At 62.2% G+C, this 17,243-nt stretch carries 13 protein-coding genes and 1 tRNA gene; 5 read left to right on the top strand and 9 right to left on the bottom strand.

What is annotated here, in order from left to right; all coding sequences use genetic code 11:
• Positions 1-215 precede the first annotated feature (215 nt).
• Positions 216-1,445 carry a phospholipase D family protein gene (locus AC1Q5P_RS17095; RefSeq protein ID WP_226019592.1) on the top strand — a complete coding sequence of 410 codons (1,230 nt, stop codon included), beginning with the start codon at positions 216-218 and terminating at the stop codon, positions 1,443-1,445.
• Between the two features lie 149 nt (positions 1,446-1,594).
• Here AC1Q5P_RS17095 and AC1Q5P_RS17090 read toward each other — a convergent pair whose 3' ends face one another.
• The gene (locus AC1Q5P_RS17090; protein WP_492519593.1) at positions 1,595-1,771 is read right to left on the bottom strand and encodes a hypothetical protein; all 177 of its coding nucleotides are present in this window, start codon (positions 1,769-1,771) and stop codon (positions 1,595-1,597) included.
• A 132-nt stretch (positions 1,772-1,903) separates the two neighbouring features.
• On the opposite strand from AC1Q5P_RS17090, the gene AC1Q5P_RS17085 reads away from it, so the two are divergent.
• Entirely contained in the window at positions 1,904-2,917 is a 1,014-nt protein-coding gene (locus AC1Q5P_RS17085) for a hypothetical protein (RefSeq protein WP_421885328.1), read from the top strand.
• A 60-nt stretch (positions 2,918-2,977) separates the two neighbouring features.
• Here AC1Q5P_RS17085 and AC1Q5P_RS17080 read toward each other — a convergent pair whose 3' ends face one another.
• Positions 2,978-6,007 carry a DEAD/DEAH box helicase gene (locus AC1Q5P_RS17080; protein WP_492519592.1) on the bottom strand — a complete coding sequence of 1,010 codons (3,030 nt, stop codon included), beginning with the start codon at positions 6,005-6,007 and terminating at the stop codon, positions 2,978-2,980.
• On the opposite strand from AC1Q5P_RS17080, the gene AC1Q5P_RS17075 reads away from it, so the two are divergent.
• Positions 5,939-6,325 carry a hypothetical protein gene (locus AC1Q5P_RS17075; RefSeq protein WP_492519591.1) on the top strand — a complete coding sequence of 129 codons (387 nt, stop codon included), beginning with the start codon at positions 5,939-5,941 and terminating at the stop codon, positions 6,323-6,325. The two genes, AC1Q5P_RS17080 and AC1Q5P_RS17075, sit on opposite strands and share 69 nt — an antisense overlap.
• Here the strand turns inward: AC1Q5P_RS17075 and AC1Q5P_RS17070 are convergent.
• The 3 genes from AC1Q5P_RS17070 to AC1Q5P_RS17060 form a co-directional block, all read right to left on the bottom strand.
• Positions 6,291-7,091 (bottom strand): hypothetical protein, encoded by an 801-nt coding sequence (locus AC1Q5P_RS17070; RefSeq protein ID WP_007683848.1) that lies wholly within the window; start codon positions 7,089-7,091, stop codon positions 6,291-6,293. The two genes, AC1Q5P_RS17075 and AC1Q5P_RS17070, sit on opposite strands and share 35 nt — an antisense overlap.
• A gap of 278 nt (positions 7,092-7,369) precedes the next feature.
• Complete coding sequence (locus tag AC1Q5P_RS17065; protein WP_287213238.1) at positions 7,370-8,596, bottom strand: tyrosine-type recombinase/integrase; 1,227 nt, start codon at positions 8,594-8,596, stop codon at positions 7,370-7,372.
• A 166-nt stretch (positions 8,597-8,762) separates the two neighbouring features.
• Positions 8,763-8,849: transfer RNA gene (locus AC1Q5P_RS17060), tRNA-Leu, on the bottom strand.
• Positions 8,850-9,071: 222 nt separating this feature from the next.
• Here AC1Q5P_RS17060 and AC1Q5P_RS17055 point away from each other — a divergent pair.
• Positions 9,072-10,037: a complex I NDUFA9 subunit family protein gene (locus AC1Q5P_RS17055; protein WP_492519590.1), complete on the top strand. Its 966-nt coding sequence runs from the start codon at positions 9,072-9,074 to the stop codon at positions 10,035-10,037.
• On the opposite strand, the gene AC1Q5P_RS17050 is transcribed toward AC1Q5P_RS17055, so the two are convergent.
• Positions 10,038-10,793, bottom strand: a complete 756-nt coding sequence (locus AC1Q5P_RS17050; RefSeq protein ID WP_052242583.1) for a YkgJ family cysteine cluster protein — start codon at positions 10,791-10,793, stop codon at positions 10,038-10,040.
• A gap of 168 nt (positions 10,794-10,961) precedes the next feature.
• The gene (locus AC1Q5P_RS17045) at positions 10,962-13,292 is read right to left on the bottom strand and encodes a TonB-dependent receptor (RefSeq protein ID WP_492519589.1); all 2,331 of its coding nucleotides are present in this window, start codon (positions 13,290-13,292) and stop codon (positions 10,962-10,964) included.
• Positions 13,293-13,456: 164 nt separating this feature from the next.
• Here AC1Q5P_RS17045 and AC1Q5P_RS17040 point away from each other — a divergent pair, with 164 nt between their 5' ends.
• Positions 13,457-14,074, top strand: coding sequence for a TetR/AcrR family transcriptional regulator (locus AC1Q5P_RS17040; protein ID WP_039336463.1), 618 nt, complete (start codon positions 13,457-13,459; stop codon positions 14,072-14,074).
• A gap of 69 nt (positions 14,075-14,143) precedes the next feature.
• Here AC1Q5P_RS17040 and AC1Q5P_RS17035 read toward each other — a convergent pair whose 3' ends face one another.
• Complete coding sequence (locus tag AC1Q5P_RS17035) at positions 14,144-15,517, bottom strand: alginate export family protein (RefSeq protein WP_492519588.1); 1,374 nt, start codon at positions 15,515-15,517, stop codon at positions 14,144-14,146.
• 168 nt (positions 15,518-15,685) lie between these two features.
• Positions 15,686-17,098: a sulfatase family protein gene (locus AC1Q5P_RS17030; protein WP_062347540.1), complete on the bottom strand. Its 1,413-nt coding sequence runs from the start codon at positions 17,096-17,098 to the stop codon at positions 15,686-15,688.
• Positions 17,099-17,243: the final 145 nt, after the last annotated feature.

Genomic DNA, 17,243 nt, shown 5'->3' with positions numbered 1-17,243 from the left:
GCAGGATCCGACCAACTATCGCCGTTAACTCGCAGCGCTGGGAAGGTGCGGTTACGCGAAATACCGGTCACGTGTGGCGCCTCGCCTCTGATCGCTGGCGCCTTGGTTGAAAAGCTCGCCAGTGACAGGGAGATGACGAACCATTGCTATTGCCACCGCCTTCTTTCGTTTGTGCGCTAAGACGTTACATATCCCCCTGAATTCATGGGGGCATCATGGCAAACGCGCAATCAATCCAACTTCTGCTCAATGACGACAGCACGGATCACCGGACGGAGATTGGCGCGCTGTTCAGGAACGCACGGCGTTTCGAGTGCATGGTCGCGTTCGCAAAAATGTCGGGCTGGAAGGAAATGAAGGCATCGCTGGAAAAGGCGTTGTCCAAAGGCATGACAGCGCGGCTCGCGGTTGGCCTGGATTTTTATCACACTGATCCCGCGTTGCTTCGATCCCTCTTCCGGTTGAGCAAGAAGCACGATCTGGAATTATACCTCAGCAATTCCGAGAGTACGTTTCATCCCAAGATTTATGCCTTCGAGTACGACGATGAATGCAAGGTCGTCGTGGGATCGGCGAACTTCACACAAGGCGGACTGCTTCAAAATTATGAAGCGTCGGTTCTCATCGACGATGAGAGCGGCACGATGATGGAAAAGATCACAGAGCATTTCGATGACTTGACCGACAATGATGAGATTGTGCTGGCGACGAAGCCGCTGATTGACGATTATGCAAAAGATCATGCGATCAACGCTGCATGGGCCCGTTTTGCAAGGCGTCGCGCCACGCGCGCTGTTGATTCCGGCGAAGCGTCACTCGATGTCCTAGCCGGTTTCCTGCGAATGATGAAGCAAGGTGGCGCATCATCGCCGTTCAATGCTCAGATGGAAGTCAGACGGAACAATCTTGCGGTTGCGCCGACACAGCTTCGTTCCATCGCGGCGTGGAAGGGGAAAACAGCGCGTGGCTTCCTGACCGAATATGAGCATCTGATCGGGTCATTCCATTCGGGCGGCCTCGACCGCGCAAAGACGCGCATTACTGACAAGCGAGAGGATTTTGTCCGCGCGGTGGCGTCAATCATCGATCACGCTGATTTGTCGCCGCGTGATGCGTTCGCCACTCTCCACGCGGCGTTTGCGAACATCAAAGGTGCTGGGATCAATCTCCTTACCGAGATTTTGCACACGCTGGACAACACACGTTTCGCGGTAATGAATCAGAATGCGGTCGCGGGCCTGCGTCTCGCTGGCTACGATGGATTTCCGCTTCACCCATCGAAGGGAAGCCTGAGCCCCGACATCTATCAGCTTTATTGCGATCACGCGGACGCTGTGCGCAAGGCGCTCGGGCTTCGCGATTTCACCGAACTCGATGCACTATTTAACTACGTTTATTGGCATGAGGATCGGCCCGATGACGATGAAGGCGATGACCAGGACTGATCGGCTGCCGTTCTCCCCTGGCATAATTGGACGCCTCCGGTAGCGGCGGCGAATGGCAGTTTTGTCCCATGTTGCGGCGTTCTGATTCCGGCAGCGCGCGACCCAAAGCTGGTCGCCCACTCCGTCATCGGTGAACGTCTGGTCCTCGATCACACCGGACCCTCGGGCAACGCGAGAACGACTTCGTCGTTTTGAAACCATCCGGCTACGTTGCGCGCCTCGCGGCGCTCAGCGCATGGCAAGCCGAACACGATCCCCGCCACGAAGGGTTCAGTGCCGCCGTGATCGATGCAGTCGCGCGATTTTCCCCTAACGAGAGCGGGCATGCCTTTGGATTTGGGCCCGCGGATTTCCAGGAATTGATCCTGTTTATCGAAGAACTGCCGTGGTGATCCTGACGCACCGCATGTGATGCTCGGTGCGACGGAGATGCTATCTAATCAACTATGAAAGTGAGCGTGGAGCAGATTCGCGAGCGGCATGAGGCTGTAGAGGCCAGGCGCCGCCACTATGAGTGGAAGTCGGAGCAGCCTGGCCGCTTGGCTCTCCATGAGGTCTGGCGTCACGCGTATCTCGCGCGGCCCTACCTACTCGGGGCGCCAGAGGACCGGGTGGCTGAGCGCTTCTGCAACATCTTTATGAACGCCATGGAGGTCAGTCCGCAAGGCCAGATCACGATGGTCGCGATGTCGGAGACCGACGAATACATGCAGGTCTTCACCCATATGCTCGAGGAATACGGGGCAAGACGAAATGGCATGCCGCCTGACGAGGTGATCGGCAGGGCGCGTGCGCCGCTGCTCAAATATTTCGAGAAGGGGACGCCGGTCGGTGTAACGCTCTTTGAAGGCTACTCGACCCCGACAGGGCCTATCCTCGTCAAATATGGCAAGCGCCAGTTCCTCGAACCGATGTTTAAGCATGGCGAGATGAGGATCGCTAACGCGGGACTCTATAACGACGCAAACCTCCTCAGCGCTGTCCGCGACGACGAGACCAGCCGGACGTTCTTCATTCCCACTTGGCGGGAGCGGATGGAGAATCGGACGTATTTAGATGTCCAAGGGCACCGCTTTGAGTTCAACGACGACGACATCGTCCTGCCCCTCGTGTTCGATGACTATTTTCTCGTCAGCCTTTGCGAACACATCCACTATCGGATGCCGACGGACTTTGAGGCCGACGCGGCGATCGTGATCCACGATCCCATTCGTTTCAAGCAGCGGCTGATCTCTACCTTCCTCGCATCGAACCCGGACTACGAGCCGATGGAAGGCAGCGTGATCTATTACGATCCGTACCGAGATTATTCGAAGTTCAGGGTGCCCGAAATGGCGAAGCACTTCGGGTACGCCTACCAAAAGGAGGCACGGATTGTCTTCCGGCCAAAGCGCAGGCCGTCGGCTCCGTTGAAGCCCGTCTTTCTCTCGATTGGGCCAATGTTGGACTATGCCGACATGCTCACGCTTTGACCGTCGCCATGAGTCACCCCCGGTCGCGGCCGGCTAGGCTGATTGGTTGATCCAGAGTTGCTAGAGTTCGTCGAACATTGCGAGCAGATGAGCATGCCGGACCCGCTCAAGGACGGTGTCAAAAGTCTCGAAGGGTTCGCCCGCTGGAATATGGCGCTCGATCTGCAGGAACTGCGCACGAGCAGCGGGCCGTGAATCCGAGTTCAGATGCACCGCGTTCGCGAGTTGCTCAGCGCTTGCGCAGCCCTTGCGGACCACGCCGCTCAAAGTCTGCAAGACAATCGGCATGACAGGCTCTTTTCCAGCCGCCACGGCTCTTGCCGCGAGTATGCGTGCCGGCAGGCCGGCGACGAAGGCCAAGTCCGGAACAAGGCGAACCGCGAAGTGCCGCGCGGTCTCGCAGGTCTTGATAAGATGCTCCTTGGTTCCGATCGCCCGTTCGAGTTCGCAGAGCGGCTTTCCCGCCATCCATGCGGTCAGCAGCGGCCTGATCTGCGGCAAGGCGACCTTCGCCTTGGCGGCATTGCCGGCGATCGCACGATAGTCCTTCCCAAACAGCCCTTCGATGTCGTTGGGCCTGATCAGGTGCATCAACCAGGTCGGGTTGGCCTCGATCCAGTCAAACAACGTATTCATGCAGTCCGTGCTGTCACCGTCAAACGCCCCCGCCTCGATCAGCGCAGCCAGGCTGGCGACGACCTCATAGGGTAGCCCCGCGGAGGCAGCCACTCGCTCGAACCAGTTCAGGTCCTGCTTCGGCGCCAGCTCGTCACGGCGCGCAAGCGCTGCGACGATGCGGCTTTCAATCCACTCGGCCTTGCCTTCCTGGCGCTTGCGGTACGCGGCGAAGGATCGACGGATCATGGCCTTGGCGGGTTCGTCGGGCGCATCCGACTCGCCGACTGGCAGTCGGGCAAGGAAATAGTCCTCATTGCCTTCGTGCGCCTGCATGTGGATGCGATCCAGCAGGCCGGTTATCGGGTCATCGATCTTCAAGCACTGGTCCGACTGCGAGAAGATGCTCTGGAGCGACATCCAGTGGCGATGGATCGTATTGTCATCATCATCGATGTTTATGATCTTGCTCGGCACCACCAGCACAAAGCCCTGGCCGCCTTCGCCCGCACGCCCGGCCCGGCCGGCGGCATTGAGCAGTTCGTGCGCGTCCAGCTGCTTGAACTTGTCGTCCGACACGTCCCAGCGGCTGTCGCCGGCGATCAGGACCACGTCACTCGGCAGGTTCATGCCCTGCGCCAGGGTCGAAGTGGCGAACAGGGCGTCGACACCGTCACGCCGCTTGAATAACGACTCGTGCAGCATGCGCTCGGGCTTAAGCAGCTGGCCGTGATGGCTGGTGGCGCTCCCATCAACCTGGCCGGAAGCGTCTAGCTTGAGATAGCAGTGCTGCGGCCCGCCCATCTCTTCCTCGACCAGCTTGCGCCAACCTTGCTCCTCCTCGGTGAGCACGACGCGACGCTTGGGCAGCAGGCTACGAAAATGCCGGACGGTGGATTCGGCGGCGATCGTACTCTGGACGAAGGTCAGGGTCTTTAGGCCGTCCTCGGCTGCTGCCGCGGCGATCGTACCCGCGACGATGTTGCCGTTCGGCGTCATATACCAGTCGCCGGATTTTTCTGACACGCCGGTCGCGAACGGCACCGCCTCGTCAAGCAGCGCCATCAGCGCATAGTCGTCGCGCTTGCGGGTCGCCCAGGTCTGCCGCAGGCAGAAAAAGGCAAAGGGCGCCGCATCGAGGCGGCTTGCGAGAGGCTTGGGCACGCCCTTAGTGGTCGCGGTGAGCTGTTCCGTGGCGAGCAGTTCGTTGAGCTCGGTGATGCGCGCGGCTTCATAGGCCACACAGCCGCGGGCCTGGCGGGTCGGCTTCCAAGCGAGGTCGAGCGGGAGGCAAGGGCGGCCGGTGAGCTCGGCCACCCAGCCGGCCATCTCTTCGGCGTTCTGCATCATCGCAGATACGAGCAACAGGTCGGCACCGGGCGCATAGCTAGTGAGATTTAGGATACACAGCATTGCGTCGATCGCCCGCCGGCTGCGGTCGGATTCGCGAGGATGAATGAGGTGGCACTCGTCGAACACCACGAGCGCGACCTGCGCGAATGCTTCCGGCTGTATCGACTGCAGCACGAGACAGCGCTCGGGCGTGGTGACGATTATCTCCGGAAGCTCGAGGACGTCGGAGAAGGTGATCTCGTCGTCGAGATCGCCGAGAACGGTATAGTCCTTAAACGCATTGCCAAGCGTGAAGGCGGTCTGGTCGACCAACGCCAGTGTCGGCGCGAGCACAACGACCTGTCCGCCGCCAAGCAGCGCCGCAGCGATCTTAAGTTCTGCCAGCGTCGACTTGCCTCCCCCGGTTGGGAAGCTGACCGCCGCCGAAACGCCTTTCGCGAGATAGCCCTTCTCCAGCGCCTCGCGGTGATTTCGCCAGAGATAGGGGCGCTTGCGCGCGGCCCGGCGAATGACCTGCCACCACGCGCTTGGGTCGATGCCATTCGGCGCAGGAACCCGGCAAAGTGCTGCTTCGGCCAGATCGCCCGACACCGCCAGCAGCAGCTTGGCGATGTGGAGCGGACCGGGAAAGGAACTGAAGACCTCGGGACCATCCTCTTCGAACACACCTTCAATCGGGGTGACGGAAAGGTCGCGCACCTGGGCGAAAATGCGGCGCGATTCCGGGATCGCATCCGCCGCGACGCCCTCGTGTGGTGGAACGAGCAGCTCACGCGCGAGCTGGATGACGCCCGCGTGCAGCCGGCGAAGAAGCGCTTCCACTGCGATACCGCTGGCGGTCGTATCAGACGGAGGATCGTAGAATTCGAAATTGTCTTCGTCGACCTCGCTTGTGATCACTTCGCGCAGACGGCCAGTAGCCAAGTCGGCGATCGCGGCGACCAGTCGACCTTCGGCGCTCAGGTCGCCGTCCGGACGCTTGAGCCGCTTGGCCATCTCGGCAGCGTCGCTCTGCGAGTCCGCGATCAAGAACAGCAGCGTCGCGCAGATGTCATGATCGGCATGGATAGCGTTAATGCTGGAAAAACACGGCTCGCCTTCGGCTACGACGGTCTCGGCCATGAGGCACAGCTGGTGTGCGGTGCCGGCCACGAATGCGGCCGAGGCGCGGTCGGCACGCTCCGGCGCAGTTGCGACGAGCAGCTCCTGCGCCGCCGCCAGACGGCGCATCTCCGAAAGCAGCTCAATAAAGGCTTCGCCGCGCTGCTCGACCGTTGCGGCACCTCGCAGCCGGACTCGCGCTGCGACGATTTCGGCGAAGGCATTGGTGAAGCGTTGGGGCAGCTCGGAAAAGTCGAGGTCGCCAAGTGGCGGTGCGCCCCTGATAAGGTCGATCGTGACAGGATCAAACATCGTCCCGCCATGCCTCGATTTGCTTGATCGCCTTAGCCGAAAAAGCTTTCATCCAGTCGCGCAGCTTCGGGATCGCAATGGTTTCCGCTTGGCGGCGACTCGCGAGCCCAGGCGCAACCTCGTCAAACCCCTTAAACAGTGCAGCTCGCGCGTCGTCATTGTCATGAGCTATGTCGGCTGTGACCGCGACACGAAAATGCCGGGCTTCCTCCCAGGCTATCCGTTCCACCGCACCGTCAATATCGAGTTCGGGAAATCGTTGCTGGTGGGCTTCGAGTAGGCCGCCAGCCTCCGGGATCAGTTCGTTCATGCGCAGTCCGCTTTCCAGATCTCGGATGCCTTTCCACACATCTCCAGCGATCGTGCTGCGCGGGTTCTCCGTCGCCTTGTCCTCGAAAATCACCACCGCTGAGACGGTCTGGCCGGACTCATCGAGTTTCAACTGGAAGCCATCAAAGCCCTTGTGCGCATGAATCATATGCGGCGCGCGGATCACCGCTCCGGCATCGGCACGGTGCGCCGCGATCCATGAGATCGCCTGGAAAACCCAGCCATCGCGATGATACGGGGGCTTATCCTTCGGCACGGTCAGCAGTTTGATCGCACCGGCCGCCGTGTCCGCGCGGGTGACAGGCGGCCGTTTGTCGATACCGGTCAGGATCGCTGCTACATGTCGCGTCTGCCCAAGCGCCAAGCGCGCGACCTTGCTGGCAAGATCGTCCTCGTCGGAAACGGTCCACCGCGAGCCGTGACAAAGAGTTCCATGCGATATCGGTATCAGCGTGAGAGGCATCGCGCCTCTGAAGACCCTAACCCGTCCATGGCCCCCTCCCAAGTGATGCCGAACACGGCCTTCGGAGAGATATACAGATCGGCGGCTCCAATGAGAACATATCTAAGCTCAAGCAGATCAAGTTGGATGCAATTGATCGCTAGAAGTGCGGGTTACACTCGGGGGCAGGTCGGTGCGGATGTCTGGTTTTGGCGAATGACCTGTCGTTGGCCTTGTGGCGGCGGAATGACTGGTAAGTCCCAGTTCCAGCTATACCCTACCGGTATTCGAAATCCTGGTCAGGCTCTTCCCACAAACGCGCCCTTGATGACCTTGCCGCCCTCCCGGATCGTATCGAGGTAGTCGCTCCACCACTGCGCCATGCGGACACGTTCCTCCCAGTGCTTGCCGCGGTGATAAACACCGCGAACGGCATTACTGTCACCGTGCGCCAAGCCGCGTTCAATCGCGTCCGGATTCCAGAGGCCGCTTTCATTCAGCATGGTGGAGGCCGTAGCCCGAAGACCATGCGCGGTGACTTCGTCCTTCGTGAAACCCATCCGCCGGAAAGCGGCGTTCAAGGTGTTTTCGCTCATCGGGCGGACGGACGCGCGGGCTGACGGAAACACGTACCCTTCAGTGCCGACCATCTCGGCAAGTTCTTTGAGATACCCGACTACCTGTTTGGACAACGGCACGGCATGAGGGCGGCGCGCCTTCATCTTTCCCTCTGGGATGCGCCAGACGCCTTCTTCGAGGTCGATCTCTTTCCAATCGGCATGCCGCAGCTCGCCAGGGCGTACAAAGACATGGGGTGCAATGAGTAAGGCGTACCGGGTGATGAAGTTGCCAGTGTAGTCCTGGATCGCACGGAGCAGCCCACCAAGATCCTTCGGCTCAAGGATCGCTGCATAGTGCTTTGCCTTGGGCGTGATCAGCGCCCCGCGGAGCATCGTCGTCGGGTCGCCTTTGCAGCGCGTCGTGGCAACTCCATAGCGAAACACGCGGCTCGCAAAGGATCGGGTCTTTTTGGCGGTCTCGTGCTTGCCCTTCGCTTCGAGGCGCTTGAGGGGAGCCAGCACCTCGAACGGCTCAATCTCATCGATCGGACGGCTGCCGATGGCGGCCGTCAGCTGGTCGAGGAAGAAGTTGGCCTTGATGATGGTCGCATCCGCGCGACCGTTCTGCACCATCATCTCATCGATGTACTCGCGTGCCACCGCTTCGAATGTCTGGGCGGAAAGGAATTCCGAACGGATCTTCTGCTTGCGCTTCTCCATCGCCGGGTCACCGCCCGCCGCGACTTTGACCCGCGCCTCATAGGCCGCTTGGCGTGCGTCCTTGATATTGATTTCGGGATAGGAGCCGATCGAGAGCTTCTTTTCAACGGTGCCGATTCGATAGCGGAATCGCCAAAGTTTTCCGCCCGATGGAGACACCTCGATGTACAATCCGCGGTCGTCGGCGACCTTGTACGGTTTGTCCTTTGGCTTGAGTGCGCGAAGCCGGGTTTCGGTCAGAGGCATGGGCGGGCCTTTTCCCAATGTGGTTTTCGCAAAGGCCCGTAAAAGGCCCGCAAAAATGTGCGGAACCCCCGAGAAAAGGCGGGACGATCCGGCACGATCCAAGGGCCAATTCCCTTGGATTTCTGCGGGTTTAATACACTTGCTGGGTTCTTCTGAGAAGAACAAATGGTGCCCAGAAGAGGACTCGAACCTCCACGCCGTTTCCAGCGCCGCCACCTGAAGACGGTGCGTCTACCAATTCCGCCATCTGGGCACGGAGGCGAGGGGCTGAAGCGCCGTCTCGCCGGGTAGGAGCGCGCCACTAGGACAGGCGCGGCGGGGTGTCAACGGGGCAAATCCACGCGAGGGTAACTCTTTTTGCAACTGGCAGGGCAGAGGGGTGTTTCCTCATTGAAACTGCGCCCGCTGCTGTGCCAAAGGCGTCGCGTGAAATGGCCCGGATTGGCGGGCAAAGATGATTCAGGACACGCTCGATATGGCAAACGGCAGGACGCGCGATCTCGAAGGCATGCTGGTGGCACTGGTGGGCGGCAGCGGTTTCTTCGGCACGCATCTGGCGCAGGAACTGCTCTCACGCGGCGCGCGCCTGCGCGTGTGCAGCCGTCATCCCGAGCGCGCCTTCAAGTTGCGCCCGCTTGGCACGCTGGGACAGATCCAGTTCGTGGCCACCGATGTCACCAAGCCGCACACCGTCGCAGCTGCCCTGACCGGCGCAGACGCCGTGGTCAACCTGGTGGGTGCCTTTGCCGGTGATCTCGATTCGCTGCAGGGACAGGGCGTAGGCCGCGTGGCCGAAGCTGCAAAGGCTGCGGGCGCGCGCGCGTTTGTCCATGTCTCCGCGCTTGGGGCCGATGCCGGATCGGACATGCCCTATGCCCGGACCAAGGCCGAGGGCGAGAAGGCCGCGCTGGCTGCTTTCCCCACAGCGACGATCGTGCGCCCTTCGATCCTGTTCGGCGAGGATGACAACTTCCTCAATATGTTCGGCGGTCTGGTAGCCAAGCTGCCGGTGCTGCCGGTATTCGGCCCTGCCGCCAGGTTGCAGCCGGTTTTCGTGGACGATGCTGCCGAAGCCATCGGCAATGCCCTGGCCAACCCGCACGCGCATGGCGGCAAGACTTACGAGCTGGCCGGGCCCGAAGTCATCACCATGGGCGAGCTCAACCGCCGCATCGCCAAGGCTGCGGACCGCACGCCCATGCTGGTCGAACTGCCCGACGCGGTTTCGGGCGCCTTCGCTTCGCTGACCGGATGGCTGCCGGGCGCACCGATGAGCACCGACCAGTGGAAGCTGCTGAAGGCTGGCAACGTGGCTTCGGGCGACCTGCCCGGAATCGAGGCACTCGGCGTAACTCCGCGGCCGCTGGGCCTGTTTCTCGCCCGCTGGATGACGCGCTACCGCAAGTTCGGTCGCTTCGGCGCACGCGCCAAGTCCGCCTGATCAAGCCTCGTCAGCAAAGGCCGGCAGGTAAGCGGGCCCGGCCGACACCAACCGCACCGGGCAATCGAGATTGGCCAGCATCTGCGCCGTCGATGTCCGGTTCGTGACGATTGCCCAGCCCTGCGCAACATCCCAGCGACCGGAGGACACTTCCTCGACAACCGTCAGCAAGGCGAGCGGAGCGACTTCACACACTGCCATGCCCTCCCCGGCAAAAGCCGTCTCGGCAAATCCCAGTGCCGACGCCAGCCGCGCCTTGACCGGGACGTCATCGATCATGGCCTGGCGATGCGCCGCAAGCACTTCGCCCGCTGCGCTGTCGGACGGTTCACCGTCGCGCTCCAGCAGCGGCAGATCATCGTGCCAGGCTTCGGGAGGGCACTTCCGACGCACGGGCTCCACCGCTTCGAAGGGGCGGCTTTCGAGCGGATAGATGCGGCAGATGCGAGGACGGGCTTCGTAGTTCCCGCAGCGCATGTCCGGCAGCAGATGGGGGCAAGCGCCCTCGTGCCGCGCAACCAGCCTGAGATTGATCCGGAATGGAACGTCCCCGACGCGAACAGCGAAGCTGGTCGCCTTCCGCCACGCCATCCCGGCATCGGAAGAAGCGCCATCGTCGGGCCATGGCCAGGCTTCCGTCAGCAGGTCAACCTGATGGCCTCTGCCAGCCCAGGCACAGGCTTCTGCTACCGAAAGCGTCAACCTGAGATCATGGCAGCAGCGCCCGCATTGCGTGCATTCGAAGTGCAGTTCCATGCCGTCAATAGAGCGGGACGCGCTTCGTCCGCAAAGCGAAGAACCAACAGGTATGGAGCAGTCCAAACCTGCCAAAAGCCCCGGCCACGTCGGACCGGGGCTTCGGCGGCAGGGGCAGGCGATGGAGGGATTTGAGGGCGCCTGCCCCGCTCGAGGTCTTGTGTCACATCAGAAGCGGACGCCGACCGTGACGTTCCACGTGCGCGGATCGCCGTAGTAGACGGTCTGGATGTTGCCCACCGAGCTGAATTCCTGCCCATCGGTCTTGTAGAGCGTGTTGCCCACGTTCTTGACCGCGCCGCGAAGGTAGAACTTGTCGAAGTCGACCTGGGCATAGAGATTGCCGATCAGGTAACCGTCTTCGGTCAATCCTGGGCGGTTGTCGACCGAGAGGTACTGCTTGTCGACGAAGCGGACGTCACCGCCCAGCGTCAGCGAAGCATCGCCGAGCGAGACGCGGTATTCGCCGCCCGCCCGCAGCGTAAGCGGTGGCGCGAAGGCCGGTCGGCAGGTGATCTGCGTGCCTGTCGGGTTGCAGCTGAACGCGGCGCCACCGGCAGGCGGCAAGCGGCGCGGATCGTCGAAGCGCTTGTAATCGGCATCGAGGTAGCCGACCGACGCAAAAAGCGTCAGCGGCTGGACCGGGCGGACCGAGATGTCGAACTCGAAGCCCTGGATGCGCAGCTTGCCGGCGTTGAGCACGGGGAAGCTTCCGCCGAGCCCGACATTGGTGCCATTGCCGACGCGGGCCTGGAAGTTGTTGTAGTCGGTGTAGAAGGCGGCAGCCGAAACATTGACGCGGCCGTCGAGGAAGGTGCCTTTGGCACCCGCTTCATAGGACCAGACCGTTTCGGGTTCGAAGTTCGGCACCACCGTCGTCACGCCATTGCGCGTTACCGAGATATCGCCGTTCGAGTTGACGCGGCCGTTGAAGCCGCCCACCTTGAAGCCGCGGCTGGCCGAGGCATAGAGCAGGGTGTCAGGCGTCGGCTTGTAGGAAAGGCTGACCATCGGCGTCCACGCATCGTAGCTGACGTCGTTGTCGCCGGTGAAGGGCGCGGGCAGGTTGTCGGGGAAGCAGTAACGGATGTTATTGAGCAGGCCGAGCGTCGAGGCAGTAACCGTGCAGCGGTTGTAGGTCTTCTTCTCGTGCGTGTAGCGCAGGCCGGCAGTCATCGAGAGCTGCTCGGTGAAGTCGTAGGTCAGCTGGCCGAAGGCGGCATAGCTCTTGGTCACCTGCTTGTCGTCGATCGTGCGCAGGAAGGTAATGGGCGCGCCGTTGAAGGCAAACAGACCGTCGGCGTAGGCTTCCTGATGCGAGCTCACGTTCTCGTTGAGGTAGTAAAGGCCGAACACGCCCTTGAGCTTGTCGGCATCGTACTTGAGCTGCAGTTCCTGGCTGAACTGGTCCTGGCGAACGCCGACGAACACGTCGCCCAGCTCGAACTGCGTGGCGTCGATGTCGATGAAGAAGTCGGTCTTGAGCTTGCGGTAGGCAGTGATCGAGGTGAGCTGGAAGCTGTCGCTGAGATCGACGTTGATCGTGCCCGAAACGCCCCAGTGATCAAGCTTCTGGCCCTGATCCGGGGCAAGGCTGGTCGATGCCTTGTAGTCATAGGGACCATAAGGTTCTGCCGGAGCAAGCACGACCGCGCCGCGGGCAAAGTCGGTCTGGATCAACGGTGCCGTAAGATAGCCAAGCGTGGCCGCATTGCGCTGGCGCGTATAATCGCCCGAGATCAGCACTTCGACCGTATCGGTCGGCTTGGCACGCAGGATGCCGCGGCCGGAAAGATTGTTGCGATCGTTGTACTTGCGGCCGGTGCGCGGGTCGGTGACGATCCCGTCGCGGTCGTCATAGACCCCGGCAAGCGACAGCGCGAGCTTGTCGGTGACCAGCGGGGCCGAAACATATCCCTTCGCCGTCACTTCATCGAAGCGACCGTAGGTGAACGCAGCCTCGCCCTTCACGGTATCGAGATGGGGCTTCTTCGACACGACGTTGACAGCACCGCCGATCGTGTTCTTGCCGTAGAGCGTACCCTGCGGCCCGCGCAGCACTTCGACCCGCTCGACATCGAACAGGTTGAGCAGCGCGCCCTGGATACGGCTCAGGTACACCCCGTCCACATAGACGCCGACTGCGGGGTCGAATGTCTGCAGCGCATCAGGCTGGCCGATGCCGCGAATGTAGAAGTTGGCGCTGCTGGCCGAACCGCGGCCCTGCACGATGTTCACGTTGGGAATGGCGCCCTGGATGCCCGAAAGGTCCTTCGCACCGGCACGTTCGAGTGCATCGGTATTCAGTGCGGATATGGCAATCGGCACGTCGAGCAGGCGTTCCTCGCGGCGGCGGGCAATCACGGTGATCTCGTTCCCGGTAGCGATATCCGAAGCATCTTCGGCAGCAGGCGTTTCCTGTGCGAAGGCGGGCATGGCGGGCACGGCGAACAGCGCAACTGTGGCGGCCAGGGCGGCGCGCGTGGAAATACGGGTCATCAGACAGGCTCCCTCTCGCGGACTGCTCCGTCCGCTCGAGCACCCTGATATTGAAAGTTGAACCACCTTTCAACTTCTCGTTGTGAGATTGCCCGTTTGTCGCTACGAATCGTGGCGAAACGGCAACACGCGTGTGGGGTGGGCGGTTGCGGGGAGGATCGCACATGGCGCAGACGAGCGCTGCAAGTCCGGGAAAGGTGCCGCGCACTGCGCGCGGGCGCGAAACCTTGCGCAAGTTGCTTGACGCCGCTGCCGCAGAGTTCGGCGAGCGCGGATTTCACGAAGCCTCGATCAGCGGCATCACCCGGCGCGCCGGGACGGCCCTGGGCAGCTTCTACACCTATTTTGATTCGAAGGACGCGATCTTCACCGCGCTGGTGCGTGACATGTCAGCCAGGGTGGCAACGACCGCCGCCGCCGCCGTAAGCGAAGGCGCCACCGGCTTGCAGCGTGAGCGCGAAGCCTTGGTCGGGTTCCTGCACTTTGCGCGTGATCACAAGGAAATCTACCGGATTATCGACGAGGCCGAATTTGCCGATCCGCAAAGCTACCGCGACCACTACGAAGGCACCGCCACTCGCATCGCCGCGCGTCTGGCCGACGGCGTGGCGTCCGGCACGCTGCGCGATGGGGAACAGGACGTGCGGGCATGGGCCATCATGGGCATGAACGTCTTCCTCGGCCTGCGCTTCGGCGTCTGGGACGACAGCCGTCCGGTGGAAGAGATCGCCGAAGTGGCCGCAGACCTGCTGGGCGAAGGGCTCCGCGCGCGCCAAGGATGAGGAATGGTGAGCCCTGCTGGGCGCAAGGGACGCCCCATTGGCAATCAAGATCCCATTTGTCTTCGAACATCAAAATGAGGCCAACAGGGCTGAGCTGACATAGGTCGTGTTGTCTGAAGCCGGTGCGTTGGGAGCCCTGCGCATAAACCGTCCCTTTGCGAGCCAGAACGCATTGATCTCCCCGCGCAGGATGCCTGGCACGATCCAGTAGCGCATCCGTCCTTCCACCTGATGGCCAGCAAAGGAGCCTGCCTTGCCGCTCGCATCTCGCACGCCGGTCGTGGCGAAGCTGTCCGTCTTTTCGGCGAGCCAAAGCGGATGGTAGGTGACGAACGCGTCGAAGCGCTTGCCGGGGGCCACTTCGGCGCGCATGCCGGGACTGTTGATGTTGCTACGGCCGATCGCGGCGAGCACGCCTGCGGGGCTGAAGTCAGCGCGTCGCATGCCGAACAGCGTGTCGAAGCGGCCATAGGAGCCGCTAGGACCGTCTCCACTGGCGTAATCGTATTCGACTGACAGCCGCATCCGCGCCGGACCGGGGAACAGGTATCCGACATCGGCATGGACAAACCAGGCATCGACATCGAGCTTGCGGGCATTGGGCCGCGTTGTCTCGCTGACATCTCCGAACTGCCATCCGCCCTCGATCTCGAAATCGGGCTTGCCAGCCTTCGGCTCGCGGATCAGGCGTGCGGCAACGGTGTGGAGGTTGCGGTCCCGCGTGGCGCGTGACGGGCTGTCGCGTTCCTGCAGGCGAAAGTAGGATGCTTCTGCCATGGCACCTACGACGGTCCTGGGATGCCAGACCAGACCACCCCAGAGCCGGAGGTCGAAACTCTCCTTGTCCAACCCATGGCGGTTGGACAACACCGATGCCTGATCATCGGGCTTGCGGATCTGCGGCAAGGTGTAAATCAATGTAGCAGCGGTGCCATCACTTGCCTTGAGGTCCGCGCGCAGGCCGGTGTAGCCGTTGGTGGTGTTGCGATAGTCGTCTGCCGCGATCAGTCGTCGCGAGCCGAGGTTAAGAACGAAACGCCCGGCTTCGAGCGTGAGCCTGGTGCCCTGTGCGGGCGCAAGATCGACGGCCACATAGCCTTGCACGATTTCGAGCGTGTTGACGTCGTTGGCGCTGACCGAACTGCCGGGCTTGCCGAGCCAGGCCCGACTGTCGAACATCTCCGCGCCGATGCGGACGTTCGGCGCGGCCTTGTATTCGATGGCCAGTGTCGTGCGAAGCGCGAGCTGCTCGTCGGCGGGCGGCAGGTTTACGCGCGGCTGTCCGGTCAGGGTCTCGTAGCGCAGACGGACCGAGCCGCTGACCGCGATATTCGGCGGCGCGCCGAGCATGGATTGGAGCCGGGGCGTGTCGGCGAGTGCGCTGCCGGACGGTAGAAAAACTGCGGTGACAGCAACTGGCAAAAGGAACGCGAACGACTTCAAGGCAGGCTCCATCGCGGCCAAGCGGCCGTCCAATGAAGCAACACTTGAGCGCGCGCTGCGCTTGACCGGGAGGTTGCGCTGACCCGGTTGGACGGCTGATGCAATGTTTCTGCTTTCAAGACAAGTGTTTCCCAGCAATGCCAAATGTTGCCGGCTGCCGGAGGCTTGTCAGAGTTCGGGGTTGAAGTGATCCGCCAGTTCGCCAGGCCCGAAACCGTGGGTGTAGGACTGCGCATCCAGCGGCAGCATTCGGGCGTTCCAGTCCTCCCACGCCTTCTTGAGCGAGGTGAAGGCTTCGGGCTGCCGGTCTTTCAGGTTGGCCCGCTCGAGAGGGTCGGCAACGACGTCGAACAGGAACTCGTTCCCGCCGATCTTCAGGTATTTGAGGTTGCCGCGACGGGCCGCGCGCTGGGCGTGGTTCTTGTAGCGCCAGAACAGCGTGCGTCCGGGCAAGGCTCGGCCCGACAGGGCTGCGGTGATGTCTTCGCCATCGCTGGGGAATGCGGGATCTGGCGCTGCACCGGCGGCGGCAAGGAATGTCGGCAGCCAGTCCATCGAGATGATCTGTGCATCGCTGATCGTCGATGCCATGGTGACGCCCGGCCAGCGTACGATGGCCGGAATGCGCAGGCCGCCTTCGAGCAGCTCGGTCTTGCGGCCGCTGAAGGGCCAGGTGTCGGAGAAGCGTTCGCCGCCGTTGTCGCTGGTGAAGACGACGATGGTGTCCTGCTCGGCGCCGTTTGCCTTGAGGGCTTCGAGTACGCGCCCGATCTGGTAATCGAGACGGCGGACCATGGCGGCGTAGATCGCCGCACTGCCGCCGTCGAAGTGGAACAGGGCCTTGGGGTCCTTCAGTCCGGCAATCCGAGCGGATTCGCTGGCGTCGTCAGGCCCTTCCCACGGCCAGTGCGGCGCAGTGAAGTGGAGCGACATGAACCACGGCGCCTTGGCTGACGACGCCTGGCGGATTTCCGCGATCGCGCGGTCGGCAAGCAGGTCGGTCAGGTAACCCGCCTTGTCGACGGGCGTGGGACCATCCCACAGGTCGGGCTGACCGTTGCTGGTGGCGTGGGTGTAATAGTCGACGCCCCCGCTGCGGATGCCCCAGAAAGACTGGTAGCCGCTCTTGATCGGGTCGAAGTCCGGGAGGCTGCCAAGATGCCACTTGCCGATCAGCGAGGTGCGATAGCCAGCCTTGGCGAGAAGTGACGGCAGCGTCGGATGCGAAGGCGGCAGGCCGATGTTGGGCCGGTAGGCCAGCGGCTCCTCGAGGCCAACGGGCAGGCGATACTGATAGCGGCCTGTGATCAGGCCGACGCGCGTGGCCGTGCAGACGGCGCTGTTGGCGTAGGCATTGGTGAAACGCAGGCCCTGCGCCGCCAGCTTGTCGAGCACCGGCGTCTCGAAATCGCGGCGACCATAGCAGGACAGATCGGCGTAACCGAGGTCATCGGCCATGATGTAGAGGATGTTGGGCTGCCGCACGCGCTTGCGGGCAATCGCGGGCACAGAGCCGACGGCCAGAGTGGCGGCGGCGCCTGCAAGGGTCGCGCGGCGGGTAAGACTGTAGGTCGAGGTCATGGTGCGGTCCGTGATTGCAGTTGCAGGTGGACCCGCGCGTGGTCGCGTAAGGCAATATGAACTTATCGCCAGCCCCATCAATGTCTATTGCATCGATAGACAATTCATCTTGTCCGTCGGGAAGTTTTCCTTTTGCGCCAAACGG

It is taken from the genome of Novosphingobium sp. GW835-FHT14H07 (genome assembly GCF_058793515.1).
This window is presented reverse-complemented; position numbering and strand designations above follow the sequence as displayed.

What these genes read in the sequence shown, in the direction of transcription:
- AC1Q5P_RS17075 (WP_492519591.1), top strand. Translation starts at nt 5,939, where the DNA reads ATGATCGGCATGGATAGCGTTAATGCTGGAAAAACACGGCTCGCCTTC.
- AC1Q5P_RS17040 (WP_039336463.1), top strand. Translation starts at nt 13,457, where the DNA reads ATGGCGCAGACGAGCGCTGCAAGTCCGGGAAAGGTGCCGCGCACTGCG.
- AC1Q5P_RS17045 (WP_492519589.1), bottom strand. Translation starts at nt 13,292, where the DNA reads ATGACCCGTATTTCCACGCGCGCCGCCCTGGCCGCCACAGTTGCGCTG.
- AC1Q5P_RS17030 (WP_062347540.1), bottom strand. Translation starts at nt 17,098, where the DNA reads ATGACCTCGACCTACAGTCTTACCCGCCGCGCGACCCTTGCAGGCGCC.
- AC1Q5P_RS17080 (WP_492519592.1), bottom strand. Translation starts at nt 6,007, where the DNA reads ATGGCCGAGACCGTCGTAGCCGAAGGCGAGCCGTGTTTTTCCAGCATT.
- AC1Q5P_RS17070 (WP_007683848.1), bottom strand. Translation starts at nt 7,091, where the DNA reads ATGCCTCTCACGCTGATACCGATATCGCATGGAACTCTTTGTCACGGC.
- AC1Q5P_RS17065 (WP_287213238.1), bottom strand. Translation starts at nt 8,596, where the DNA reads ATGCCTCTGACCGAAACCCGGCTTCGCGCACTCAAGCCAAAGGACAAA.
- AC1Q5P_RS17050 (WP_052242583.1), bottom strand. Translation starts at nt 10,793, where the DNA reads ATGGAACTGCACTTCGAATGCACGCAATGCGGGCGCTGCTGCCATGAT.
- AC1Q5P_RS17055 (WP_492519590.1), top strand. Translation starts at nt 9,072, where the DNA reads ATGGCAAACGGCAGGACGCGCGATCTCGAAGGCATGCTGGTGGCACTG.
- AC1Q5P_RS17095 (WP_226019592.1), top strand. Translation starts at nt 216, where the DNA reads ATGGCAAACGCGCAATCAATCCAACTTCTGCTCAATGACGACAGCACG.
- AC1Q5P_RS17090 (WP_492519593.1), bottom strand. Translation starts at nt 1,771, where the DNA reads ATGCCCGCTCTCGTTAGGGGAAAATCGCGCGACTGCATCGATCACGGC.